Origin of the sequence: Magnetospirillum sp. XM-1 (assembly GCF_001511835.1) — a bacterium.
In the GTDB taxonomy this organism is placed as follows: Bacteria; Pseudomonadota; Alphaproteobacteria; order Rhodospirillales; family Magnetospirillaceae; genus Phaeospirillum.
In genome coordinates, this window is sequence record NZ_LN997848.1 from 1,266,285 (window position 1) to 1,289,294 (window position 23,010).

Consider the following 23,010-nt stretch of genomic DNA (forward strand, 5'->3'; position numbering starts at 1 on the left):
CCAGCGCCCATTGCGGGCGCGGCCAAGCAATCCGGAGGATTGCGCCCGGCGAGGGGCATAAATGGGAAATATCAAATCCGAATTATCAATTCGGATTTGATGTGACGGCTTCCAGCCAGGCCTGGAACATCAGGGCGTGCCAGATTTCGTTCTGCCAGTTCTTGGCGCCGGTGCGATGCTCGCGCCAGCAGCCGGCCACCAGCGGCGCGTTCAGCCAGCCCTGCCGGCGCAGTCTGTCCTCGGACAGAAGGTCGTCGGCCCAGCCCCTCAACTCGCCGTTCAGCCAGCGGCGCAGCGGCACCTCGAAGCCCATCTTGGGGCGGTCCACCAGGGGGCGGGGAACGTGGCGGTACAAGACATTGCGCAGCACCGCCTTGCCCACGTCGCCCTCGATCTTCAGCGCGGTGGGCAGGCTCCAGGCGAATTCGGCGATGGCCAGCGCCAGGAAGGGCAGGCGCGCTTCGAGCGAGGCGCCCATGGTGGCGCGGTCGGTCTTGACGCACAGATCGTCGGGAAGATAGCCCATGGCATCCAGCACCATGGTGGCCAGGGCGTCGTCCCGGACCGCAGGCCCCGGCGCGGTGAACAGGCTTTGGGCCCGTCCGGCGCCGGGCACCAGATCGGACATGCCGCGCCAGCGGGAATAGTGCAGGCCCAGCAGTTCGGCCAGGGTACCGGCCTCCAGCCGCTCGGCCTCGCGCCCCAGGCGATAGCCGGGGTGGGAGCGGCGTTTGCGCAATCCCCCGGCCAGGGCGGCCAGCCCTTCCGCCGGTCCCGCCAGGCGGCGGGCCGCCCCCGCACCCAGGCTCTTCACACCGCCGGGCAGGCCTTGCAGGGCCTTCCAGTCCCTGGGGATGGAGCGATAGATGCCGTAGCCGCCGAACAGCTCGTCGGCGCCGTCGCCCGACAGGGCCACCGTGACGCTTTTGCGCGTCACCTGGGCCAGCAGGGCGGTGGGCAATGCGGCGGCGTCGGCGAAGGGCTCGTCGTAAAGACGGGCCAAGCGCGGCACCACGTCCAGCGCCTCGCGGTCGCTGATCCGCACCTCGGTGTGGATGGTGCCCAGGTGATCGGCGACGGCGCGGGCGTGGGGGCTTTCATCCAGGCCCGACTGGTCGAAGCCGATGGTGAAGGAATGGACCGGCTCGGACGACATCTGCCGCATCAGGGCGGCGGTGATGGACGAATCGATGCCGCCCGACAGGAAGACGCCCACCGGCACGTCGGCCTGCATGCGCAAGGAGATGGACTCGCGCAGCAAATCCTCCAGCCGGTCGGCAGCCTCGGTGGCGGTGCCGGTGAAACGCCCTTCCTGGCCGGCGGCGCATTGGGCGGCCGACCAATAGGGTTGGAGCGTCACCTCGCCGCCCTTCACCCGCATCACATGGCCGGGCGGCAGCTTGAACACGCCGGGATGGATGGTGTGGGGCGCCGGAATCCAGCCCAGCCGCATGAACAGCGCCAGGGCGTCGCGGTCGATGCCGCCTTGCCAGCCAGGATGGGCGGCCAGCGCCTTCAGCTCCGAGCCGAACAGCAAGGCGCCGCCCGACCGGCTCCAATACAGCGGCTTCTCGCCGAAGCGGTCGCGGGCCAGGGTGAGAACGCGCTCGTCGCGGTCCCACAGCGCGAAAGCGAACATGCCGTCGAAGGCGGAAAGCGCCGCCTCCACGCCCCAGGCGGCAACCGCCTCCAGCAGCACCTCGGTGTCGGAATGGCCGCGCCAGGCGATGCCGCCGCCCAGCCGTTCGCGCAAGGCGGCGTGGTTGTAGATCTCGCCGTTGAAGCTGATCACCCAGCGCCCGTCGTGCGACGCCATGGGCTGGTGGCCCTGGGGCGACAGGTCGAGAATGGCCAGCCGGCGGAACCCCAGCGCCACGCCCGCTTCGTCGTCGACCCAGGCGCCGTCGTCGTCAGGTCCGCGATGGACCAGGGTGGCGGCCATGGCGCGCACCACCTTGTCCCGGTCCGGGGTGGGTTGGGTCAGGTCGAGGAAGCCGGCGAAGCCGCACATGGAGGGGCAAGAATCCCGATGAGAATTGGCCAGAGCTTATACCAAATCCCCATGAGGGAAACTCATTGAGAATTGGGCCGATGGCGCAGCCTGATCGGGCGATTGCCCGAACCCATTTGGGGCGATGCCCCAAGCCCCCTTTTATTCATGAATTGAAGGGTGGTTTGGAGGCTTGCCTCCAACCGGGGAGCGGGGCGGGAGCCCCGGTGTCATTTCCTCCGCAGCACCACCACAAGGCCGGGGACGTCGTCGCCCGCCTCCTGGCGGGTGGAGGCGCGCTCCAGGGAGGCCACGGCGAAGCCGTTCTCCATGGCCGCCGCCTCGACGTAATCGGGGGCGTGGGCATAGCGGTTCTTGGCGCCCAGGACGTAGGAGGCGCAATCCTCGGCCCGCTCCACCGTGAAGGCGAAGATCCCGCCCGGCCGCAGGGACCGCGCCGTGGCGGCCATGATCTCGCTCAGGTCGCCGAAATAGACCAGAACGTCGGCGGCGACCACCAGATCGTAGGCTCCCGGCCGGCGCTTGAGGCCGGCGACCAGTTCGCCCACCTCCAGTCCGTCATAGAGGCCGCGTTGGCGGGCCTTGTCCACCATGGCGCCCGACAGGTCGATGCCGTCCAGGCGGGCGGCCAGGGGGCGCAGCACCGGGGCGGCCAGCCCGGTGCCGCAGCCGGCGTCCAGCACGTCCATTCCCCTGCGGCCGTCCAAAGCCTTGTCCAGGGCCTGGGCCAGAAGGGCGGGGGCGCGGTAGGCCAGCTTGTCCACCAGGGCGGAATCGAACTTCTCGGCGTAATCATCGAACAGCTGGCGGACATAGGCGTCGGGGGCGCGGCCGGGGGTGTCGCCGGCTCCGGCCTGGGCCAGGCCGAGGGCGGCTCCGTGGCGATCCTCGGGGTCCAGTTCCAGGCAGCGGCGGAAGTGCTTGGCTGCGCGCTCCTTCTGGCCGAGCGCCAGACGCTCCTCGGCCAGGCAATACTGGGCATGGACCGAATCGGGGGCGGCGGTGACCGCCCGCTCGAAGGCGGCGGCGGCGGCCTCGGGCATGCCCAGGCTGCGGCGGACCAGACCCAGTTCCAGCCAGCCGGACGGGTCGCGGGAATTGAGCTTGGTGGCACGCTCGGCGTGGACCCGGGCGTCGTCCAGCCGGCCCAGCCCGCGCAGCGCGGCGGCCAGATTGGCCCTGGTGCCGGCATGGTCGCGGCGCAGGTCGGCCGCGCCCGACAACACCGCCACCGCCCGCTCGTGCTGGCCCAGCGCGCCCAGCACCAGCCCGTAATTGTTCAGCGCCACCGCCCAGTCGGGGCGAAGCTCCAGGGCGCGTTCCAGCATCTGGGCCGCCTCGGCGTGCTTGCCGTCCTGATGCAGCAGGGTGCCCAGCGTACACAGGGCCTCGGCATGGCGCGGCGCGGCGGCCACCGCCCGGCGGGCATGCTCCAGCGCTTCGGCCTTGTTGCGGCCCAGCCGGCCCAGCAGGTCGGCCAGCCGGGCGTTGGCCTCGGCGTGGTTGGAATCCTGGGACAGGATGGCGCGGTAATGCAGGATGGCGCTGTTGAAGTTTTCCTGGGCTTCCAGGGCGCGCCCCAGCGCCAGACGCGGCACCGTCTGGTTCGGGTCGGCGGCCACCGCCCGGGTCAGGTGCTCCGTCGCCCGCTTGGCCTGGCCCTGGTTCAGGGCGACGAGGCCCAGCAGGTAATGAGCTCCGCCGAAATCGGGGCGGGCCTCGACGATGATGCGCGCCAGCCGCCGGGCCTCGGCGATGTTGCCGTCGTCCCAGGCCTGCATGGCGCGGCCGAAGGCCTCGCCGACATTGAGCGGTTTATCGCTACACATGCTGATCAACTCCTTATTACAGCATAGGCCGCCCGACCAAGGGCGGGCAATGCGGGAAAGGAGGGGGCTGTATTTGGGCTTGCGAATAGGAACGGTCTTTGTTACATATTTTCCATGGCCAGAAACTGCCGCTTTGCCGTCGCCGTCCACATCGCCTCTCTCCTTGCCACCATGGAGGGGCAGGCCTGCACGTCGGAATGGATCGCCGGCTCGGTCAACACCAATCCGGTGGTGGTGCGCCGGCTGCTGTCGGCCCTGGCCAAGGCCGGGCTGGTCAGCTCGACGCGGGGCAGCACGGGCGGATCGGTGCTGGCGCGGCCCGCCGACCGGATTTCGCTGCTCGACATTCACCGGGCGGTGGACGAGGACGACGAGCCGGCGCTGCACAACCAGCCGCCCAATCCGGCCTGTCCGGTGGGACGCAACATCCAGTCGGTGCTGCTGCGGGTCATCGAGCGCGCCGACGCCGCCCGCGACGCGGTGCTGTCCACCACGACGCTGTCCGAGGTGGTAGGCGCCCTGAAGGTCGAGGCGTAAGAACCCCCTATTTTTTTGAGGTTAAACGTAACAGTAACAGATACCATTACATCAAGGAGAGCATCATGACTTCCATTGCTATCGTCTTTCATTCCGGCTACGGCCACACCAGGGCGCTTGCCGAGGCGGTCGCCCAAGGGGTGGGCCAGGTGGCCGGGGCCCGGGTGCACCTGATCGCCGCCGAGGAGGCCGAGGCCAAGGCCGCCCTGCTGGACGGCGCCGACGCCATCGTCTTCGGCTCGCCCACCTACATGGGCTCGGTGTCGGCCAAGTTCAAAGAGTTCATGGAGTGGAGCTCCAAGACATGGTACGGCCGCGGCTGGGCCGACAAGGTGGCGGCGGGCTTCACCGTCTCGGCCAGCCAGAGCGGCGACAAGCTGAACGCGCTGGTCCAGTTGTCCATCTTCGCCGCCCAGCACGGCATGGTCTGGGTGGGCCTGGACCTGCTGCCCGGCAACAACAATTCCAAGGGCGGCGTCGAGGATCTGAACCGCCTGGGCAGCTTCCTCGGCGCCATGGCCCAGGCCAATGCCGACCAGGGGCCGGAAGGCGTCACCGAGGCCGACAGGAAGACCGCCGCCCACCTGGGTAAAAGGGTCGCCGAGGCGGCGGCGCGGTGGAAGAAGTAATACCGACGACCCTGTGAGCCGCCTTGCGGTTCACAGGGTCCGAGGCAAGCGCGACCGCGCGCCGCGCCTGATGGCGCGAGAGCCCGAGCGAAGCGCCCGGCGACTGAGGGGCCTACGGCTACTCGATTCATCGAGTAGCCGATGTAAACGTGAAAGGGGATGGCTGCGGCCATCCCCGCTTCTCGGGGTTTCGGTGTATTGACGGAAGTACAATCACACACTTAACCTAAGGTTATGGGGAGCGGGGACGCACGGATCAACTGGCGCGGCGAGTTCGATTCTCGGGAGCTCGAGGATTCCTTCGCCGATTTTTCACGCCAGCGCTTGCGCGGCGGGGCCTATCTCTGCGTTCTGGCCACCAGTCTGACCAGCCTGTCCTTTGCTCCACTTGACGTGATGTCGCTGGGCGGCGACCGGCTGGTCGCCTTCCTGACCATCCGGCTGGCCATCGCCACGGTGACGGCCATCGGGCTGCACGCCCTGGCGCAGGCGGTTTCCGCCCGCATGGTGGTCGCCGTGGCGCATCTGCATCTCTACGTCTTCTTCTGCCTCAACGCCCTGGTCTTCGCCCATCCCCTGCTGGACCGCCACGGCGGCATGTTCTTTCCGCTGATCGCCATGTCCATGTTCATGTTCGCGCCGGGGCCGTTCGGGCGGGTGGCGCTGCTGTGCGCCGTGGCGCCGATGATCAGTCTGGCGGCCTGGGCCGAGCTGCGCGAAATCCCCGAAGCGCCCGCCGACATCGCCATCATCGCCATGATGACCCTGGTCGCCTATCTGGTGGGCGCCACCGCCCGCATCCAGTTCGAGCGCATGGGGCGGCGGCAGTACCTGCTGGTGGAAGGCGAGCGCCGGGCCCGCGTCACCCTGCTGGAGGCCAAGGAGGCGGCCGAGGCCGGCACAAGGGCCAAGAGCGAGTTCCTGGCGGTGATGAGCCACGAGATCCGCACGCCCATGAACGGCATCCTCGGCATGGTGCGGCTGCTGCTCGACGGCGAGCCGACCGACGAGGAGCGCGAGCGCCTGGAAATGGTCCACCATTCCGCCGAGGCGTTGCTGGGCATTCTGGACAACATCCTGGACCTGTCCAAGGTCGAGGCCGGGCGGATGGAGTTCGACGCCGCCCCCTTCAGCCCGGCCCGGATCATCGCCGGCATCGAAAGCCTGCTGGCGCCCCGCGCCCGGGAAAAAGGGGTGAAGCTGTCCCATGCCGTCGCGGCTGGGGTGCCCGATTGGGTGGAAGGCGACGGCGGGCGGCTGCGCCAGATTCTGCTCAATCTGGTGGGCAACGCGATCAAATTCACCGATGCGGGCCATGTGCTGGTCCGTATCGGCGGGGCCGACGACGGTTCGGGACGCCTGGAATTCTCGGTGAGCGACACCGGCATCGGCATGGGCGAAGACGAGATCGGACGGCTGTTCCATGCCTTCGCCCAGGTGGATTCGTCCATCACCCGGCGGTTCGGCGGCACCGGCCTGGGTCTGGCCATCTGCCGCCGTCTGGTGGAGGCGCAGGGCGGCGAGATCGGGGTGGAAAGCCGGCCCGGCCTGGGCAGCCGGTTCTGGTTCCGCCTGGACCTGCCGGCGACCGCCGCTCCGGCTTTTGGCGCGGTGGACACACGGGGCGCCATGGTGCTGCCGCCCCTGTCGGTGCTGCTGGCCGAGGACAACGTCATCAACCAGAAGGTGGCGCTGGGCTACCTGACCAAGGCGTTCCACCGGGTGAGTCTGGCCGGTAACGGCGTCGAGGCGGTGGAACTGGCCCGCCAGGGCGGATTCGACGTGGTGCTGATGGACATGCAGATGCCGGTGATGGACGGCCTGGAGGCGACGGCCCGCATCCGGGCGCTGCCGGGGGCGGCCGGGCGGGTGCCGGTCATCGCGCTGACCGCCAACGCCATGCGGGGCGACGCCGAGCGTTGCCGCGAGGCCGGCATGAACGCCCATGTGGCCAAGCCGGTGGACCCGGACGCGCTGTTCCGGGTCATCGCCGACGTGCTGGCCGGGCGGCCGGTGGAGGCGGCGGCCGCGCCGCCCCTGGTGGCCAGCGAAGGCGCCCCTTTCGCCGAGCTGTCCGCCCATCTGGGGCCGGAGGGCGTGGCGGGGCTGATGGCGACCTTCGTCACCCAGGCCGAGGAGGCATGCCGGATCCTGCTCGACGAGACCGGGGACATGCTGCGCCTGCATATGGCGGCCCACGACCTGAAAAGCATGGCGGGAACGGCGGGCTGCCTGCCGCTCGCCGAGATCGCCGCCCTGATCGAGGATGCCGCCCGCGCCGGCCGCGCCGACGAGGTCCGCCGCCACGCCGAACCCCTGGAACAGGTGTGGACGGCGACCCGCGCGGCCTTGGAGGCCCAGTTCGGGTTGTCTCAGCCGTTCTCCGCCAGCACCGTTCCGGCCAGGTAAAGGCTGCCGCAGATCAGGATGCGGGCGGGACCGGTGCCCGCGGCGGTCAGTTCGGCGATGGCCGCCGCCACCGATGCCGAGGGCTTGGCGTCCAGGCAGAAGTGGCGGGTGGCGGCGGCCGCGCCGTCCTCGGCCGCGAGCGTCGCCGCCTCGCCGGGAATGGCGATGGCGCGCAAGGAATGGAAGCGCGCCGCCAGCGGCTCGAGATAACCGTCCACGTCCTTGGTCGACAGGATGCCGAACACCGCCATCAGCGGCTTGTCCCGCCACGAGCGGGCGTGCTGGGCGATGGCCTCGGCGGCGTGGGGATTGTGGCCGCCGTCCAGCCACAGCTCCCAGCCTTCCGGTAGCATGTCCACCAGCGGGCCTTTGGTCAGGCGCTGAAGCCGGGCCGGCCACTCCACCGAGCGCAGCCCCAGGCCCAGCGAGCCTTCAGGGAAATCGGGAAACACCGGAGCCGGGGCGGTGCGCGACAGCCGCTCGACCGCCGCCAGGGCCAGGGCGGCGTTGCGGTACTGGAAGGCGCCGGCCAAGGCGGGGGCGGGCAGGCTCCACTCCACCGACGGGCCGCGATAGGCCAGGCCGCCATCGGACGAGGTGCGGGCGAAGAAGTGCTCGCCTTCCCTGATCAGCGGCACGCCCATCTCGCTGCTGCGGGCGTCCAGCACCTTGGCCGCCTTGCGGCTCTGCTTGGCCACCACGCAGGCCACGCCCCGCTTCATGATGCCGGCCTTCTCGGCGGCGATAGCCTCGATGCGTCCCCCTAAGAAGCTCTCGTGGTCCATGGCGATGGGGGTGATGATGGTGAGCGCCGGGCGCTCGACGACATTGGTGGCATCCAGGCGTCCGCCCAGCCCGGTCTCCAGGATGCACACTTCGGCGGGCTGTCTGGCGAAGGCCAGGAAGGCGGCCGCCGTGGTGATCTCGAAGAAAGTGACGGGGTTGCCGGCGTTGGCCGCCTCCACCTCTTCGAGCAGGGCCAGCAGTTCGGGATCGGTGGGCAATTGACCCGCGATGCGGATGCGTTCGGCGAAGCGCACCAGATGGGGCGAGGTGTAGACGTGGGCCCGCATTCCGGCGGCCTCGAACAGGGCGCGAAGCGTCGCCACCGTCGAGCCCTTGCCGTTGGTGCCGGCCACGTGGATCACCGGCGGCAGTTTGTCCTGGGGATTGCCGAGTGCTTGGAGCAGGCGCAGAACGCGCTCCAGCGACAGGTCGATGACCTTGGGGTGCAGCCGTGTCAGGCGGTCGAGGATGCTATCGATCATTTTCGGGCCGAAAAGGGTCAGGCGCGATCCGGCAGGGTGAAGATGAAGGTGCTGCCCTCGCCGGGGACCGACACCACGCGGATGCGGCCGCCGTGACGTTCCACGATCTTGCGGCAGATGGCAAGGCCAATCCCGGTTCCCTCGTAACGGTTCAGGGGATGGAGGCGCTGGAACACCATGAAAATCTTGTCCCAGTACTCCTGATCGATGCCGATGCCGTTGTCGGACACCGAGAACTCCCAGTAATCGCCGTGGCGGCTTGCCTTGACCGTGATCTCGGGCTTGCGTTCGGGATGGTGGAACTTGACGGCGTTGCCGAGCAGATGCTGGAACAGGGCCCGCAATTGCGCCGCGTCGGCGTTCAGCGTGGGCAGGGAGTCCCGGACGACCACCGCCTTGGCCTCGTCCAGGGAGGGTTTCAGGTTCTCCAGCGCCTCGGCCAGGACGGTGCCGGTTTCCACGGTCGGGAACACCGGGTCGCCGCGGTCGATCAGGGTGTAGTCCAACAGGCCGCTCAACTGGGCGCGCATGCGGTGGGCGCCTTCGACGGCATAGGCGATGTACTGGTCGGCGTCCTCGCCCAGCCGGTCGCCGTAGCGCATCTGCAGCAGTTGCAGGAAGCTTGCGATGGTCCGCGCCGGTTCCTGCAGGTCGTGGGCGGCCACGGCGGTGACCATCTCCAGGTCGTAATGGGCCCGGCGCAACTTTTCCTCGGCCGTTTTGCGCCCCGTGATGTCGCGGCTGATGCCGACCATGCCCAGCAGCGTTTCCTTGTCGTCGTGGACCGGCGCCTTGACGGTTTCCAGCAGCACCCGCCTGCCGTCGGGATAGTCGATCCATTCCTCGTTGCAGGTGGGCCGTCCGGCGGCCATGGCCTCGCGGTCCTTGGCGCGATAGAACGCGGCGATGTCGGGGGGCGCGAATTCGTTGTCGGTCTTGCCGACCATCTCGGTCTCGGGCCGGCCGCAATAGGTGGCGAAGGCCCGGTTGTAGCCGAGATAGCGCGATTCGGCGTCCTTGAAGAAGATCAGGTCGGGCACCGAATCCATCAGGGCGCGCAGCAGGGCTCGCTCCTGGGCCAGGGCGTCGTAGGGCGCCTGGACGCCGGAGGCGAACAGGGCGTCATAGATCAGGATATAGGCGCAGGCCTTGCCCACATGGCCGGCCAGATTGAACAGGTCGCCGGTATCGGCGTAGAGGGTGAGCAGGACGCCGGTAAGGCCGAGAATCCAGGCCGCTCCGGCCAGCTTCAGGTCATTGCGGTCGCCCGAGCGCCGGAATTGCAGGCAGAGCAGGCTGGACGCCGTCACATAGGCGGCGGCCAGAACGTATTCGGCGCCGATCTTCAAGCCGGTCAGCCCACTGCCGGGAATGAAGGTCCGGGGGAACCAATCCGGACGGAACAGGCCCGCCAGGACCAATGCCGACGTCAGCAGACCGATGGCGCCAAGCCACCAGCGGCGTTTGGCGTCGCTCCACTGCCGCTCGACGGTGGTCACCGCCAGGATCAGGCCGACCGCCGTTGCAAGCCGCCCGAGAAGCCAGAGATTGATGCCTTTCTCGGTGCTGCTGGGCGAAAAAAGGTCCGGCATGCCCGGAAAGGAGAAAGTGTGCGCCATGTCCATGGCCGCCGTCGCCAGGGCGGCCAGCCCTAAAATCAGGTTGCGATGGCTCTTGTCGGCCCGGCGCGCCGCCCAGCCGAGCGAGAACACCATCAACGACACGGCGATGCTGAGCAGTTCCAGGATGGAATGGACCGGCAGGTAATCCTTGGGATCGGCGAACAGCTGTCCCGGAGGAGTGATCCGCACGGCAAGACCGCAAACGGCCGCCGCCGCCAGCAGCAACAGCGGGGGCGTCGCCAGCGACGAAAGCGTCTCGAACCTTGTGATCTGTTTCCGCACGTCCGGTTCCCAGGGCTCAAAAAATAATACCGAGGCCATGGGCCTCGGTATTACCATCTTCCTAGGATAAGGAATCGGACGTTGAATTTCCAGTCCTGAAGAGTCGTGCTCTCCCCGGATCAGTCCTGGTCGACGCTGTCGGGGGTGTCGATGGGCAGCGCCACCAGGTCGCCGGCCGCGCCGCGATTGCGCAAGAGCGACAGGACGCGGATCATGGTGGCGCGGAGCTCGCGGCGCGGCACCACCATGTCGACCATGCCGTGTTCCAGCAGGTATTCCGCCTTCTGGAAGCCCTCGGGCAGCTTCTCGCGGATGGTGCTTTCGATGACGCGGGCGCCGGCGAAGCCGATCACCGCGCCGGGCTCGGCGATGGCGATGTCGCCCAGCATGGCGAAGCTGGCCGAGACGCCGCCGGTGGTGGGGTCGGTCAGCAGCACGATATAGGGCAGCCGCTTCTCCTTGACCTTGTCCACCGCCACGGTGGTCCTGGCCATCTGCATCAGCGACAGGATGCCTTCCTGCATACGGGCGCCGCCCGAGGCCGGGATGACGATCAAGGGCGCGTCCTGCAGCACCGCCAGCTCGGCCGCCGCCACGATGCCCTCGCCCACGGCGATGCCCATGGAGCCGCCCTGGAAGTCGAAGTTGAAGCAGGCCGCCACCACGTTCATGCCGCCCATGCGGCCGTGGGCGACGACGATGGCGTCGGTCTCGCCGGTCTTGGAGCGGGTGTCCTTCAGGCGGTCGGTATAGCGCTTCTGGTCCTTGAACTTCAGCGGGTCGTCGGCGACCTTGGGCAGCTCGATGCGCTGGAACTGGCCGTCGTCGAACAGCATGCCGAGGCGCTTCTTCACCGACAGGCGCAGATGGTGGCCGCAATGCTGGCAGACGTTCAGCGCCTTCTCCAGGTCACGGTGGAAGATCATGTGGCCGCAGCCCGGGCATTTGAGCCACAGGTTGTCGGGGACCTCCTTGGGCGCCACCAGTCCGACCAGACGCTCCTTGAGTGAGCGGCGGGTCTCGTTGAGATTAGTCAGCCAATTCATGATGAGTTCCCTGGGTCGGCGGCTAGGAAATCAGCCACAGATGAACACAGATAAACACAGATGGCTCGTCACAGGACCAGCCTCCGGTACTCGATGCGGGGGAGCCCGAAATTTATGAGCAGCCCGACTTTGACGTCTCCAGCCTTCAGATAATTCAGGCACTGGGCGGTGTGTGCCGGACCCAAGGCCTCAACGGCTTTCAGTTCGACCACGACCCGGCCATCCACGATCATGTCGGCCACATAGGTACCAATTTCGGTCCCTTTGTAAATTATCTTGAAGGCCTTTTCGCGTTCGACAGGCAAGCCGGCGAGGACGAGCTCATGAGCCAGCGCCTTCTGGTAAACGGATTCCAGGAAACCATGTCCAAGCGTGTTGGCAACCTCAAAAGCCGCCGACAGTATGCACCCCGTCAGTGGGTCCTTGAGGTCATCATCCTTCATCTGTGTTTATCTGTGTTCATCTGTGGCCCAAAACCCTACTTCCGGGCGCCGCGCACGCCCTGGGCCAGGTCCTTGACCAGGGCCAGGGGGGCGGAGACGGCGGAAGGCTTGCCGATATTGTCGGCCAGAACCGAAACGATGGCCGAGCCCACCACGGCGCCGTCGGCGATGCGGGCCACTTCGGCCGCCTGGGCCGGGGCCTTGATGCCGAAGCCGACGCAGACCGGAAGATCGGTGTGGCGGCGGATGCGCGAAACCGCCTCGTCGATGGCCGATTGGGCCGCCGACGCGGTGCCGGTGATTCCGGCGATGGACACGTAGTAGACGAAGCCCGACGCGTTGGACAGCACCACGGGCAGGCGCTTGTCGTCGCTGGTGGGCGTGGTCAGCACGATGAAGTCGATGTGGCTGGCCCTGAGGTGGGGCACCAGCTCGTCGGCTTCCTCGGGCGGCAGGTCGACGATGATCAGCCCGTCCACCCCGGCGGCGGCGGCGTCACGGGCGAATTTCTCCGGACCCCAGGCGTAGACGGGATTGTAGTAGCCCATCAGGATGATCGGCGTCTCGGCATCGGTCTTGCGGAACTGGGCCACCATCTCCAGGGTCTGGCGGAGCGAGCCGCCGGCCTTCAAGGCACGGCCCGCCGCCAGCTCGATCACCGGGCCGTCGGCCATGGGATCGGTGAAGGGCATGCCCAGCTCGATGATGTCGGCGCCGGCCGCCGGCATGCCGTCGAGCAGGGCCTGGCTGGTGGCGCGGTCGGGGTCGCCGGCGGTGATGAAGGTCACCAGGGCGGCGCGGTTCTCCGCCTTCAGCTTCTCGAAACGCTTGGCGATACGCGACATCAGACGAGCCCCCCAAGATGCACGTCGCCCAGCGCCTTGGCGATGGTGTTGACGTCCTTGTCGCCGCGCCCCGACAGGTTGACCACCATCAGGTGATCGGCGGGCAGGGTGGGGGCCAGCTTGGCGGCGTAAGCGATGGCGTGGCTGGATTCCAGCGCCGGAATGATGCCCTCCAGCCGCGTGCATTGCTGGAAGGCGGCCACCGCCTCGTCATCGGTGACGGAGACGTATTCCACGCGGCCGGTCTCGTGCAGCCAGGAATGCTCGGGCCCGATGCCGGGATAGTCCAGGCCCGCCGAGATGGAGTGGGCCTCGGCGATCTGGCCGTCGGCATCCTGCAGCAGGTAGGTGCGGTTGCCGTGCAGCACGCCGGGCTTGCCGCCGGTCAAGGACGCGGCGTGCAGCTTGTCCAGGCCGTGGCCGGCCGCTTCGACGCCGATGATGCGCACGCTGGTGTCGTCGAGGAAGGGGTGGAACAGGCCCATGGCGTTGGAGCCGCCGCCGATGCAGGCCACCAGGGAATCGGGCAGGCGGCCCTCGGCGGCCATGATCTGGCCGCGCACTTCCTCGCCGATCACCGACTGGAAGTCGCGGACCATGGCCGGGTACGGATGCGGCCCGGCCACGGTGCCGATCAGGTAATAGGTGTCGGCGACGTTGGAGACCCAGTCCCTGAGCGCGTCGTTCATGGCGTCCTTCAAGGTCGCCGCGCCGGCGGTGACGGGCTTCACTTCGGCGCCCAGCAGCTTCATGCGGTAGACGTTGGGCATCTGCCGCTCGATGTCGGTGGCGCCCATGTAGATGACGCATTGCATGCCGAACAGGGCGCAGACGGTGGCGGTGGCCACCCCGTGCTGGCCGGCCCCGGTCTCGGCGATGATGCGCTGCTTGCCCATGCGCCGGGCCAGCAGGATCTGGCCGATGCAGTTGTTGATCTTGTGCGCCCCGGTGTGATTCAGGTCCTCGCGCTTCAGGAACACCTTGGCGCCGCCGAAGGCCTGGGTCAGGCGACGGGCGAAATACAGCGGATTGGGGCGGCCCACATACTGGGCCAGCAGCGAGCGGAACTCGGCCTGGAAGACGGGATCGGCCTTGGCCGCCGCGTAAGCCTTCTCCACCTCGAGGATGAGGGGCATCAGCGTCTCGGCCACGTAGCGACCGCCGAAGATGCCGAAATGTCCGCGTTCGTCGGGACCGGCGCGATAGGTGTTCAGGCTTTGCATCTTCAGTTCGTGACCTTAGGGCGGCGGAAAGGCGCCAATAAAGCAGAAAGCGCCGCCCCTGAGGAGAGCTTTTGTTTGGATAGGCCCAAGGGGCCGCGCGCCTTATGGCGCGGGAGCCAAGCCGCCCGCCGGCTTCGCCGGCAAACTATCTGGGATGCACGCCTTCGCGTGCAGTGGCGGCGCCCGGCGCCTGAGGGCGATGCGCGGCGCGCATCTTGGTGTCAGTTTGGGCAGGGATGCACGATGACCAGATGGTCGGCGGCCTGTTTGGCGGCCTTCTTGTGGTCGGCCAGCAGGCGGGAAATGTCGTCCGACGAGCAGGTTCCGCATCCCGGCGTCAGGTGGACGGCGACGCAGCTGACCGTCATCAGAGGAAAGCGCACCGTGTTGCCCAGGCGGTCCTGGCCGACGATATGGCCCCTTCCCCTTGTCTCGTCGTCGTAGAAGCTTTCCACGTCGTGGGCGAAATCGGCGATCAGCTTGCGGCAGGTGTCGGCGGCGCTGTCCGCCGATTCGCCTAAGAAGCCGGCGAAGAAGTCGTCGCCGCCGATATGCCCGGCGAAGCCGCCCGCCGCCGCCATGGCCTTGGCCAGCAGGTCGCCGAACACTAAGATGGCGCGGTCGCCCAAGCGGAAGCCGTACTTGTCGTTGAACGGCTTGAAGTTGTCGAAATCGAAATAGGCCAGCAGGCAGGCCTGGGCGCGGTTCTCCAGCGCCTCGCACACCCAGGACAGGATGCGGGCGTTGCCCGGCAGCCGGGTCAGCGGGTTCTGGTCGCGGGCCGTGGCCAGGTTCTTCTCGTTGATGACGCGCAGAAGCGAATCCGCCGACAGGAAGCCCACATAGCGCATGTCGTCGACGATCAGGATGCCTTCGGTGCGTTCCACCGCCGAATAGGCCTCCAGGATCTGCTCGGCCTTGGCGGCGATGTCGGCCACGGGGCAGCGCACGGCGAAATCCTTGAGCGAGCGGCCCAGGCATTTGTTGGCGATCAGCTCGCGGCCGAAGGGGGAGTAGGTGTAGTCCTTCAGTTCCTGGTCGCGCACGATGCCCACCGGGGCGCCGGCGCCGTCCACCACCGGAAAGAAGGTGGCCGACTTGTCGGCGCGGAAGCGCTCGAACACCTTTTCCATGGGGGTGTCGAGGGCCAGCGGCTCGGGCCGGGCGATCTGGTCGGCGATGATGCGCTGGTCCGACGTGCCGGCCCGGCGGTCCTGGCGGGCCAGGCGCTCTATCTCGGGGTAGTGGGACAGCATCTCGGCCCATTGCACGGTCGGCCGCTGCACCAGCCAGCCCTGGACCATGTCGCAGCCGATTTCCTTGCAGATGCGGAACTCGCGCTCCGTCTCGACGCCCTCGGCCACCACCACGGCACCCAGCAGGTGGGCGATGGTGACGATATGGGCCAGGAACACCTTCTTCTTGGAATCGGCGGCGATGTCGGCCACGAAGAAGCGGTCGATCTTCAGGTAGTCGGGCTCGGAATAGTAAAGCAGTTGCAGTCCCGAGAAGCCGGTGCCGAAATCGTCGATGGCCAGCCGGAAGCCCTGGCGCTTGAAGTGGCGGAAGGTGGCGACGGCGTCCAGGCCGTCTTCCAGCGGGTGACGCTCGGAGATCTCGAACACCACCGCCGAATCGGGCACGCCGTAGCGGTCCAGGATGGCCCGGGTGCGGCGCGCCGAATCGCCTTCGATGCTCAAGACCCGGTTGTCGATGTTGAGGAACAGCTTGGTCCGGGGGTGGTGGGCCAGGCTGGCGAAGGCCGCCACCGCCTTGTCGCGCAGCGCCAGCTCCACCTCGGCCAGGCAGCCGGCGGCGTGGCAGTGGTCGAAGAAGGCCTGGATCGATTCGAAGCCCGCCGCCTCGGTTCCCCGCAGCAGGGCCTCGTAGCCGTGGCAATCCCCGGAATGAATCCCGACCACCGGCTGAAGCGCCATGGTCAGGCCGTCGGTTATGTGTGGGTCGTCGATTCTACGGGTCATCCCGATCGCTCCGGCCGGTTATCCCGGTGCGGATTCATCCGCCGAAGGCGGGGCGGCGGTCAATGCGGCGATGACGGCGGACGGCGAAATTCACGGCGCTGTCATAACTGCCAAATGGCGTCGAATAAATGAATTTTAAACGAATGGCATACGAGGTTACACGGAGTATGTTGAAATGTTCTTATCCGATTGATATCAATTTACAGGTTCAATCCGATTTGGCTACGTCGTTAGGTTAGGGGAGTCGAATGGCAAGCAAGGGTATTCAACCCTCGGGGCGGGAACGGACCTTTGCCGAGGACGAGATCATCGTCAGCAAGACCGACACCACGGGGCGGCTCACCTATGTGAACGACGTCTTCCTGTCGGTTTCCGGCTTCACCGAGGCCGAACTGATCGGCCAGCCGCACAGCCTGATCCGCCATCCCGACATGCCGCGCTGCGTATTCAAGCTGCTGTGGGACACCATCGCCTCGGGCAAGGAACTGTTCGCCTATGTGGTCAATCTGGCCAAGAACGGCGACCATTACTGGGTTCTGGCCCACGTCACTCCGGATTTCGGCCCCGACGGCAAGATCGTCGGCTACCACTCCAACCGCCGCGTGCCCCGCCGCGACGCGTTGGCCAAGGTTCAGCCCCTGTACCAGAGCCTGTTGAAGATCGAAGCGGCCGCTGCGGACCGCAAGCAGGGCATGGAGGCGGCATTCGCCGCCTTAGGTGATCAGCTGAAGCGCGAAGGAAAGCCCTATGCAGAATTTGTCCTCGGTCTCTAAGGCCATCCGCGCCGCCTGGGTCGCCGTCGGCATCGCTGGCGCCCTGGCGATCCTCGCCCTGATCCTGCAGAACTGGGTCGCCGCCGGCGTGGCCGCCATCCTGGCGGTCGCCGCCTGGATGCCCATCAGGTTCCTGGGGCGCACCAACGCCAGCATCGAGAAGGCGGTGAAGGTCTGTCAGGCCGCCGCCAACGGCAATCTCGGCGTGCGCATCATGGATATCCGGGGCTCGGGCAACCTGGCCGTGATGCTGCGCTCCATCAACCGCCTGCTGGATCTGACCGAGGCCTATTGCCGCGAATCCCAGGCCGCCATGGAGCACGCCAACCAGCGCCAGTACTTCCGCAAGATCATCCAGACCGGCCTTCGGGGCGATTTCTCGCGCTATGCCGGCATCATCAACGCCTCGCTGGACCTGATGAAGAGCCGCGACGCCGAGGCGCTGGACTTCGCCGAGCAGAAGGTGCGCGTCCTGGTCCAGGAGGTGTCGTCCGCCTCGACCCAGCTGCAGCAAAGCTCGGACCGCCTGATGAACAACGCCACCCAGACGGTGAGCCAGGCCATGACTTCGGCCGCGGCGGCCGAGGAGGCCTCGGTCAACGTCCAGTCGGTGGCCGGCGCCGCCGAGGAGCTGGCCGCGTCGTTCGGCGAGATCAACATGCAGACCACCCGGGCCACCGCCATCTCGTCCGAGGCCATGGTCACCGCCCAGCGCACCGACGAGACCGTGCGCGATCTCGGCAACGCCGCCGCCCAGATCGGCAGCGTGCTGTCGCTGATCCAGGACATTGCGTCGCAGACCAACCTGCTGGCGCTGAACGCCACCATCGAGGCGGCCCGCGCCGGCGAGGCGGGCAAGGGTTTCGCCGTCGTCGCCAACGAGGTCAAGACGCTGGCCAACCAGACGGCGCGCGCCACCGAAGAGATCTCCACCCATGTCAGCCAGATCCAGCTGGCCTCGGAAGGTGCCGCCGCCGCCATCCGCGAGATCGCCCAGATCGTCGGCACCATCCAGGAAACCTCCACCGCCGTGGCCGGCGCCGTCGAGGAGCAGAACGCGGTGACCATGGAAATCTCGCGCAATGTCCAGGAGGCCGCCACCGGTACCGCCTCGGTGTCGGAAGCGGTGGCCTATGTGAAGGACACCGCCGAGACCACCGACCAGGAGGCCAAGGACATCTCGGCCGCCGCCGCCAGCCTGGCCCGGCGCGCCGACGACCTGGAAGCCCAGATCAACGGCTTCATCGCCAAGATCAAGGGCGAGGCGGCCTGATCACGATCCGGGAGGGCTTCGCGGCCCTCCCGCTTGCTCCCGCACGCCTGACGCGGTAAACCGGGTGACGGCAATCGCGGGGTTTCCATGAACAGAATCGGTGTGATCGGCGGAGGGGCCTGGGGCACGGCATTGGCGTTGACCGCCCGCCGGGCGGGGCGCGACGTGGTGCTGTGGGCCCGCGAGCCCGAGGTGGTCGAGGCCATCAACGCCCGCCATGCCAATCCCGACTTCCTGCCCGGAATCGATCTCGACCCCGCCCTTCGCGCCACCGGCGACCTGGCCGAGGCGGCGGATTGCGACGCGGTGCTGCTGGTGTCGCCCGCCCAGCATCTGCGCGTCGCGGCCCGCGCCCTGGCGCCTCACTGGCGCGCCGGCGTGCCGGCGGTGATCTGTTCCAAGGGTATCGAACTGGCCACCTGCGCCCTGATGGCCGACGCCGTCGCCGCCGAACTGCCGTCCGCCCCCATCGCCGTGCTGTCGGGCCCCACCTTCGCCATCGAGGTGGCCAGGGGCCTGCCCACCGCCATCACCCTGGCCTGCGCCGATGCGGAGCTGGGCCGCAAGCTGGTGGACGCGCTGGGCACCGCCACCTTCCGTCCCTACCTGTCCGACGACCTGGCGGGCGCCCAGATCGGCGGCGCGGTGAAGAACGTGCTGGCCATCGCCTGCGGTATCGTCGAGGGCCGCGGCCTGGGCGACAACGCGCGCGCCGCCCTGATCACCCGCGGACTGGCCGAGCTGACCCGTCTGGCCATGGCCAAGGGCGGCCGGCCCGAGACCCTGATGGGCCTGTCGGGTCTGGGCGACCTGATCCTCACCGCGTCGTCCACCCAGTCGCGCAACTACTCGCTGGGCTTCGCGCTGGGCGAGGGCCGGGCCCTGGCCGACATCCTGGGCGAGCGCCATTCGGTGACCGAGGGCGTCTACAGCGCCGGGGCCGTGGTGGACATGGCTGGACGCCTGGGTGTCGAGATGCCCATCTCGGCGGCGGTGGACGCGGTGATCAACAAGGGCCAGAGTCTGGACGAGGCCATCCGCGCCCTGCTGTCGCGCCCGTTCCGCAACGAAGGATTATAGCCATGCGCAAGACCGCCTTCGCCCTTTGCACCCTGGCCGTGCTCGTCGCCTGCGCCGAGAACCCCACCGAGGGCCAGGTGTGGGGTACCGGGGCCGGCGCCGTCATCGGCGGCGGCATCGGGCGGGCGGCGGCGCTGGGCGCGCCCCATCTGGCGTCGACCTTCACGCCGGTGGGCGCCGTGGCCGGCGCGGCGGCCGGCTACGTGATCGGCGGCTGGTTCGATCCCCACGCCAACCGGCTGTGGTCGGCGGCCACCATCGAGGCGGCCGAGACCGGCAAGGATGTCCGCTGGGCCGAGCGCGGCCTCGAGGGCGCGGTCACTCCGCAGGGCAAGGACTGGACCGACGGCGGCGGTCGCTGGTGCCGGCGCCTGACCCAGACGGCGCAGCGGACGGGCGAGCCGGCGGGCGCCTATTCCCGCGACGTCGTCGCCTGCCGGCTGCAGGAAGCCACCTGGGAGGTGGTCACCCCGGCCGAGGACGAGCCGAAGAGCTGAAAAATCGTTCGGGCTCAGAGACTTGCTTGACGCCGCCGGGGGCGTTGGGCATGCTGGCCTCAACCTGAAGCACAACCAAGGACTTGAAATCCATGACCAAGTCGGAGCTGATCGCCCGTCTGGCCGAGGCCAACCCCCATCTCTATCAACGGGATGTGGAGCGCATCGTCACCACCATCTTCGACGAGATCGCTTCGGCGCTGGCCCGGGGCGACCGGGTCGAGCTGCGCGGCTTCGGGGCCTTCTCGGTGAAGAAGCGCGATCCGCGCACGGGGCGCAACCCGCGCACCGGTGAAACCGTGTCGGTGGAGGGCAAGGCGGTTCCCTTCTTCAAGACCGGCAAGCAACTGCGCGAGAAGCTCAACGTCGGCGGCGGCTCGTGAGGCTGCTCGCCTGGATAATCGGCCTGCCCCTGGCCGTTCTGGTGACGGTGTTCGCCGTCGCCAACCGGGCGGAGATTCGTTTCGACCTGTGGCCCCTGCCCTTCGGCGTGGAGCTGCCCGCCTATCTGGCGGTGCTGGTGCCGCTGGCCCTGGGCCTTGCCGCCGGTTTCCTGCTGGGCTGGGCCTCGGGGCTGAAGGCCCGGCTCCGCGCCGGTTCCCTGCGGCGTCAGCTGGACGCCGCCCGCAAGACCCAGTCTCAAGCTTGAGGTAGACGTTCCCGTGACCAATCCCGTTTATGTCGCCATCGACACCACCGAGGCCGCCCGCGCCATCGCCCTTGCCGAACGCCTGAAGGGGCTGGTCGGCGGCTTCAAGCTGGGCCTGGAATACTTCACCGCCAACGGCCCCGCCGGCATGGAGGCGGTGACGGGCCTCGGCATGCCGCTGTTCGTCGATCTCAAGCTGCACGACATTCCCAACACCGTGGCCGCCGCCATGAAGGGCGTGGTCCGGCTTCAGGCCGCCATCACCACCATTCACGCCTCGGGTGGTGCCGCCATGATCCGCGCCGCCGTGGACTCCGCCAATGACGAGGCCGCCCGCTTAGGCGTCGCGCCGCCCGCCGTGGTGGCGGTGACCGTGCTGACCAGCCTGGACCAGGCCGGGGCCGAGCAGGTGGGCTTCGACCGTCCGGTGCTGGACCAGGTCAAGCGCCTGGCCGCGCTGGCCCAGGAAAGCGGCGCCGCCGGCATCGTCTGCTCGCCCCTGGAAGTGGACGCGGTGCGCGCGCTGTGCGGTCCCGACTTCAAGCTGGTGATCCCCGGCATCCGCCCCGCCTGGAGCGAGGCCGGCGACCAGAAGCGCTTCCTCACCCCCGCCGAGGCCCGCGCCAAGGGCGCCGACGTGCTGGTGATCGGCCGGCCCATCACCGGCGCCGCCGACCCGGCCGAGGCCGCCGGCCGGATCAAGGCCGAACTGGGGCTTTAGCATTATCATTGCCCCTCGCCGGGCGCGCCTTAAGCGCGCTTGGCCGCCGCCTCAATGGCGGCTGGTAATTCCAAGGGCGGGTCACGTCAGTGACACGCAGGTATCGACGGGAGACGACCCATGCCGGTCGAGGTCAAGATCTGCGGCATCACCGACGAAGAGGCCATGGATGCCGCCATCGAGGGGGGCGCCGATTATGTGGGGCTGGTGTTCTTTCCCAAGAGCCCCCGCAACGTCACGCCCGACCGCGCCGCCGAGCTGGTGGAGTTCACCCCCGGCGACGTGACCAAGGTGGGCCTCTTCGTCGATCCCGACGATTCCACCCTGGATTCGGTACTGACCCGGGTGCGGCTCGACCTGCTGCAGCTGCACGGGAACGAGACGCCGGAGCGGGTGGAAGCCATCCGCCTGGAATACGGCCTGCCGGTGATGAAGGTGCTGTCGGTATCGGTGGCCGACGACCTTGCCGCCGCCGAGCCCTATCTGGCGGTGGCCGACCGCCTGCTGTTCGACGCCAAGCCGCCCAAGGGTGCCCTGTTGCCCGGCGGCAATGCCGTCAGCTTCGACTGGACCATCCTGACGGGCCGCAAATGGGGTCTGCCCTGGATGCTGGCCGGCGGCCTCACGCCTGCCAACGTGGCCGAGGCGATCCGCGTCAGCGGCGCGCCCTGCGTCGATGTCTCGTCCGGCGTGGAAAGCGCGCCCGGCGTCAAGGATGTCGAGAAGATCCAGGCCTTCATCAAGGCGGCGCGGGGCGGTTAATTGTTTTTCCGTCATGCCCGGACTTGATCCGGGCATCCACGCTGTCCCGCCGAATTCATTGCTTCCACTACTGTTTTAGCGGCGCCGCGTGGATGGCCGTGTCAAGCACGGCCATGACGGTAGGGGGCCTCAGGCTTCCGCCAGTTCCTCGACCCGGTCGGTGCTGACCACCCGGTTGCGGCCCTGGTGCTTGGCGCGGTAGAGCGCCGCGTCGGCCGCCGCCACCAGATCCTCGGCCCGGCAAGCCTCGGTGGGCACGAAGGCGGCTGCGCCGATGGACAGGGTGACGCATTCGGCGGTCTGGCTGGCCCCGTGGGGCATGCCCAGGGCGTGGACGGCGTCCCTGATGCGCTCCGCCACGTGCAGGGCGCCTTCCAGGGCGGTGTTGGGCATGATCACCGCGAATTCCTCGCCGCCGTAGCGCGCCGCCAGATCCGAGGGGCGGAACACCTGCTCGCCGAGCGCGCTGGCCACCGCCTTCAGGCAGGCATCGCCCTTCTGATGGCCGTAGGTGTCGTTGTAGAGCTTGAAATGGTCCACATCGACCAGCAGGATCGCCATGGACGTGCCTTCGCGCTGGTTGTGCAGCCACTCGGCCTCCAGCTTCTCGTCGAAGGAGCGGCGGTTGGCCAGCCCGGTCAGCCCGTCCTTGACCGCCAGGCTTTGCAGTGCCATCTGGGCCAGCTTCTGTTCGGTCTGGTCGCGCAGCGTCTCGACCACCGCCAGCAGGTTGCCGTCCTCGTCGAAGATGGGGCCGGCGTCCACCGCCAGGTACAGGCGCTTCTTGACCTGGGGCATCACGCACCAGTTCTCGGCCCGCAGGCCGTGGGAACAATCGCTGGGCTCGGTATGGGTGACGTAAAGCTCGTCCATGGATTCGGGGCGGCCCAGCGCCACCAGGTCGGCCAGACAGAAGCGCTCCTCGTCGTAGAAGGCCCGCCAGTGGTTGGTGGTGCCGATCACCTCGTGGGCGGCGACGCCGGTCAGGCGCTCGCAGGCCTTGTTCCAGATGATTACCCGGCGCTCGGCGTTGAGCACGAAGGTGGGGACGACAAGATGCTGCATCAGGCGCACGGCGAAGACGTGCGCGGATTCGGTATTACGTGAGGTGGGCACTGCTTCCCCCATT

Annotated in this window: 21 protein-coding genes; 11 read left to right on the forward strand and 10 right to left on the reverse strand. The window is 68.1% G+C overall.

Annotation, left to right across the window (positions count from 1 at the left end; all coding sequences use genetic code 11):
* Window positions 1–85: 85 nt before the first annotated feature.
* Window positions 86–2,011 carry an asparagine synthase (glutamine-hydrolyzing) gene (asnB, locus tag XM1_RS06040; protein WP_068431252.1) on the reverse strand — a complete coding sequence of 642 codons (1,926 nt, stop codon included), beginning with the start codon at window positions 2,009–2,011 and terminating at the stop codon, window positions 86–88.
* Window positions 2,012–2,220: 209 nt separating this feature from the next.
* On the reverse strand, window positions 2,221–3,840 hold the full coding sequence (locus XM1_RS06045; RefSeq protein WP_068431255.1) for a tetratricopeptide repeat protein: 1,620 nt from the start codon (window positions 3,838–3,840) through the stop codon (window positions 2,221–2,223).
* A gap of 114 nt (window positions 3,841–3,954) precedes the next feature.
* Here XM1_RS06045 and XM1_RS06050 point away from each other — a divergent pair, with 114 nt between their 5' ends.
* The 3 genes from XM1_RS06050 to XM1_RS06060 all read left to right on the forward strand — a co-directional run bounded on the left by XM1_RS06050 (window position 3,955) and on the right by XM1_RS06060 (window position 7,415).
* Window positions 3,955–4,377: an Rrf2 family transcriptional regulator gene (locus XM1_RS06050; RefSeq protein ID WP_068431256.1), complete on the forward strand. Its 423-nt coding sequence runs from the start codon at window positions 3,955–3,957 to the stop codon at window positions 4,375–4,377.
* 65 nt (window positions 4,378–4,442) lie between these two features.
* The gene (locus tag XM1_RS06055; protein WP_068431257.1) at window positions 4,443–5,006 is read left to right on the forward strand and encodes a flavodoxin family protein; all 564 of its coding nucleotides are present in this window, start codon (window positions 4,443–4,445) and stop codon (window positions 5,004–5,006) included.
* A 234-nt stretch (window positions 5,007–5,240) separates the two neighbouring features.
* Complete coding sequence (locus tag XM1_RS06060) at window positions 5,241–7,415, forward strand: ATP-binding protein (protein WP_068431263.1); 2,175 nt, start codon at window positions 5,241–5,243, stop codon at window positions 7,413–7,415.
* Here the strand turns inward: XM1_RS06060 and XM1_RS06065 are convergent.
* From XM1_RS06065 to XM1_RS06095, 7 genes are all read right to left on the reverse strand, one after another.
* Window positions 7,379–8,683 carry a folylpolyglutamate synthase/dihydrofolate synthase family protein gene (locus XM1_RS06065; protein ID WP_068431265.1) on the reverse strand — a complete coding sequence of 435 codons (1,305 nt, stop codon included), beginning with the start codon at window positions 8,681–8,683 and terminating at the stop codon, window positions 7,379–7,381. The two genes, XM1_RS06060 and XM1_RS06065, sit on opposite strands and share 37 nt — an antisense overlap.
* Window positions 8,684–8,700: 17 nt before the next feature.
* A complete protein-coding gene (locus XM1_RS06070; RefSeq protein ID WP_231920702.1) occupies window positions 8,701–10,587 on the reverse strand; it encodes an MASE3 domain-containing protein in 1,887 nt (628 codons plus the stop codon).
* Window positions 10,588–10,706: 119 nt separating this feature from the next.
* Window positions 10,707–11,633 (reverse strand): acetyl-CoA carboxylase, carboxyltransferase subunit beta, encoded by a 927-nt coding sequence (accD, locus tag XM1_RS06075; RefSeq protein ID WP_068431267.1) that lies wholly within the window; start codon window positions 11,631–11,633, stop codon window positions 10,707–10,709.
* A 68-nt stretch (window positions 11,634–11,701) separates the two neighbouring features.
* Entirely contained in the window at window positions 11,702–12,076 is a 375-nt protein-coding gene (locus tag XM1_RS06080; protein WP_082700396.1) for a GxxExxY protein, read from the reverse strand.
* Between the two features lie 35 nt (window positions 12,077–12,111).
* Complete coding sequence (trpA, locus tag XM1_RS06085; protein WP_068431270.1) at window positions 12,112–12,921, reverse strand: tryptophan synthase subunit alpha; 810 nt, start codon at window positions 12,919–12,921, stop codon at window positions 12,112–12,114.
* Window positions 12,921–14,144: a tryptophan synthase subunit beta gene (trpB, locus tag XM1_RS06090; RefSeq protein ID WP_068431277.1), complete on the reverse strand. Its 1,224-nt coding sequence runs from the start codon at window positions 14,142–14,144 to the stop codon at window positions 12,921–12,923. The genes trpA and trpB overlap by 1 nt, the downstream gene beginning before the upstream one ends.
* Before the next feature lie 221 nt (window positions 14,145–14,365).
* A complete protein-coding gene (locus XM1_RS06095) occupies window positions 14,366–16,126 on the reverse strand; it encodes a GGDEF domain-containing protein (protein ID WP_068431283.1) in 1,761 nt (586 codons plus the stop codon).
* A 248-nt stretch (window positions 16,127–16,374) separates the two neighbouring features.
* On the opposite strand from XM1_RS06095, the gene XM1_RS06100 reads away from it, so the two are divergent.
* The 8 genes from XM1_RS06100 to XM1_RS06135 all read left to right on the forward strand — a co-directional run bounded on the left by XM1_RS06100 (window position 16,375) and on the right by XM1_RS06135 (window position 21,881).
* Window positions 16,375–16,899, forward strand: coding sequence for a PAS domain-containing protein (locus XM1_RS06100; RefSeq protein WP_068431286.1), 525 nt, complete (start codon window positions 16,375–16,377; stop codon window positions 16,897–16,899).
* Window positions 16,874–18,172, forward strand: coding sequence for a methyl-accepting chemotaxis protein (locus tag XM1_RS06105; protein ID WP_068431288.1), 1,299 nt, complete (start codon window positions 16,874–16,876; stop codon window positions 18,170–18,172). The genes XM1_RS06100 and XM1_RS06105 overlap by 26 nt, the downstream gene beginning before the upstream one ends.
* Window positions 18,173–18,259: 87 nt before the next feature.
* Entirely contained in the window at window positions 18,260–19,252 is a 993-nt protein-coding gene (locus tag XM1_RS06110) for an NAD(P)H-dependent glycerol-3-phosphate dehydrogenase (protein WP_068431290.1), read from the forward strand.
* A gap of 2 nt (window positions 19,253–19,254) precedes the next feature.
* Entirely contained in the window at window positions 19,255–19,749 is a 495-nt protein-coding gene (locus XM1_RS06115) for a hypothetical protein (RefSeq protein WP_068431295.1), read from the forward strand.
* Between the two features lie 92 nt (window positions 19,750–19,841).
* Window positions 19,842–20,132, forward strand: a complete 291-nt coding sequence (gene ihfB / locus XM1_RS06120; protein WP_008614847.1) for an integration host factor subunit beta — start codon at window positions 19,842–19,844, stop codon at window positions 20,130–20,132.
* Window positions 20,129–20,398: a lipopolysaccharide assembly protein LapA domain-containing protein gene (locus tag XM1_RS06125; RefSeq protein WP_068431299.1), complete on the forward strand. Its 270-nt coding sequence runs from the start codon at window positions 20,129–20,131 to the stop codon at window positions 20,396–20,398. Before ihfB ends, XM1_RS06125 begins: the two co-directional genes overlap by 4 nt.
* Before the next feature lie 13 nt (window positions 20,399–20,411).
* A complete protein-coding gene (pyrF, locus tag XM1_RS06130) occupies window positions 20,412–21,119 on the forward strand; it encodes an orotidine-5'-phosphate decarboxylase (protein WP_068431301.1) in 708 nt (235 codons plus the stop codon).
* A gap of 120 nt (window positions 21,120–21,239) precedes the next feature.
* A complete protein-coding gene (locus XM1_RS06135) occupies window positions 21,240–21,881 on the forward strand; it encodes a phosphoribosylanthranilate isomerase (RefSeq protein ID WP_068431303.1) in 642 nt (213 codons plus the stop codon).
* A gap of 129 nt (window positions 21,882–22,010) precedes the next feature.
* Here the strand turns inward: XM1_RS06135 and XM1_RS06140 are convergent, their stop codons facing one another.
* Window positions 22,011–22,997: a diguanylate cyclase gene (locus XM1_RS06140; protein ID WP_082700397.1), complete on the reverse strand. Its 987-nt coding sequence runs from the start codon at window positions 22,995–22,997 to the stop codon at window positions 22,011–22,013.
* Window positions 22,998–23,010 lie beyond the last annotated feature (13 nt).

Coding starts and splice junctions, on each gene's coding strand:
- ihfB (WP_008614847.1), top strand. CDS start 19,842: ATGACCAAGTCGGAGCTGATCGCCCGTCTGGCCGAGGCCAACCCCCAT.
- XM1_RS06105 (WP_068431288.1), top strand. CDS start 16,874: ATGCAGAATTTGTCCTCGGTCTCTAAGGCCATCCGCGCCGCCTGGGTC.
- XM1_RS06045 (WP_068431255.1), bottom strand. CDS start 3,840: ATGTGTAGCGATAAACCGCTCAATGTCGGCGAGGCCTTCGGCCGCGCC.
- XM1_RS06100 (WP_068431286.1), top strand. CDS start 16,375: ATGGCAAGCAAGGGTATTCAACCCTCGGGGCGGGAACGGACCTTTGCC.
- asnB (WP_068431252.1), bottom strand. CDS start 2,011: ATGTGCGGCTTCGCCGGCTTCCTCGACCTGACCCAACCCACCCCGGAC.
- trpA (WP_068431270.1), bottom strand. CDS start 12,921: ATGTCGCGTATCGCCAAGCGTTTCGAGAAGCTGAAGGCGGAGAACCGC.
- XM1_RS06080 (WP_082700396.1), bottom strand. CDS start 12,076: ATGAAGGATGATGACCTCAAGGACCCACTGACGGGGTGCATACTGTCG.
- trpB (WP_068431277.1), bottom strand. CDS start 14,144: ATGCAAAGCCTGAACACCTATCGCGCCGGTCCCGACGAACGCGGACAT.
- XM1_RS06060 (WP_068431263.1), top strand. CDS start 5,241: ATGGGGAGCGGGGACGCACGGATCAACTGGCGCGGCGAGTTCGATTCT.
- XM1_RS06115 (WP_068431295.1), top strand. CDS start 19,255: ATGCGCAAGACCGCCTTCGCCCTTTGCACCCTGGCCGTGCTCGTCGCC.
- XM1_RS06055 (WP_068431257.1), top strand. CDS start 4,443: ATGACTTCCATTGCTATCGTCTTTCATTCCGGCTACGGCCACACCAGG.
- XM1_RS06065 (WP_068431265.1), bottom strand. CDS start 8,683: ATGATCGATAGCATCCTCGACCGCCTGACACGGCTGCACCCCAAGGTC.
- XM1_RS06110 (WP_068431290.1), top strand. CDS start 18,260: ATGAACAGAATCGGTGTGATCGGCGGAGGGGCCTGGGGCACGGCATTG.
- XM1_RS06135 (WP_068431303.1), top strand. CDS start 21,240: ATGCCGGTCGAGGTCAAGATCTGCGGCATCACCGACGAAGAGGCCATG.
- accD (WP_068431267.1), bottom strand. CDS start 11,633: ATGAATTGGCTGACTAATCTCAACGAGACCCGCCGCTCACTCAAGGAG.
- XM1_RS06095 (WP_068431283.1), bottom strand. CDS start 16,126: ATGACCCGTAGAATCGACGACCCACACATAACCGACGGCCTGACCATG.
- XM1_RS06050 (WP_068431256.1), top strand. CDS start 3,955: ATGGCCAGAAACTGCCGCTTTGCCGTCGCCGTCCACATCGCCTCTCTC.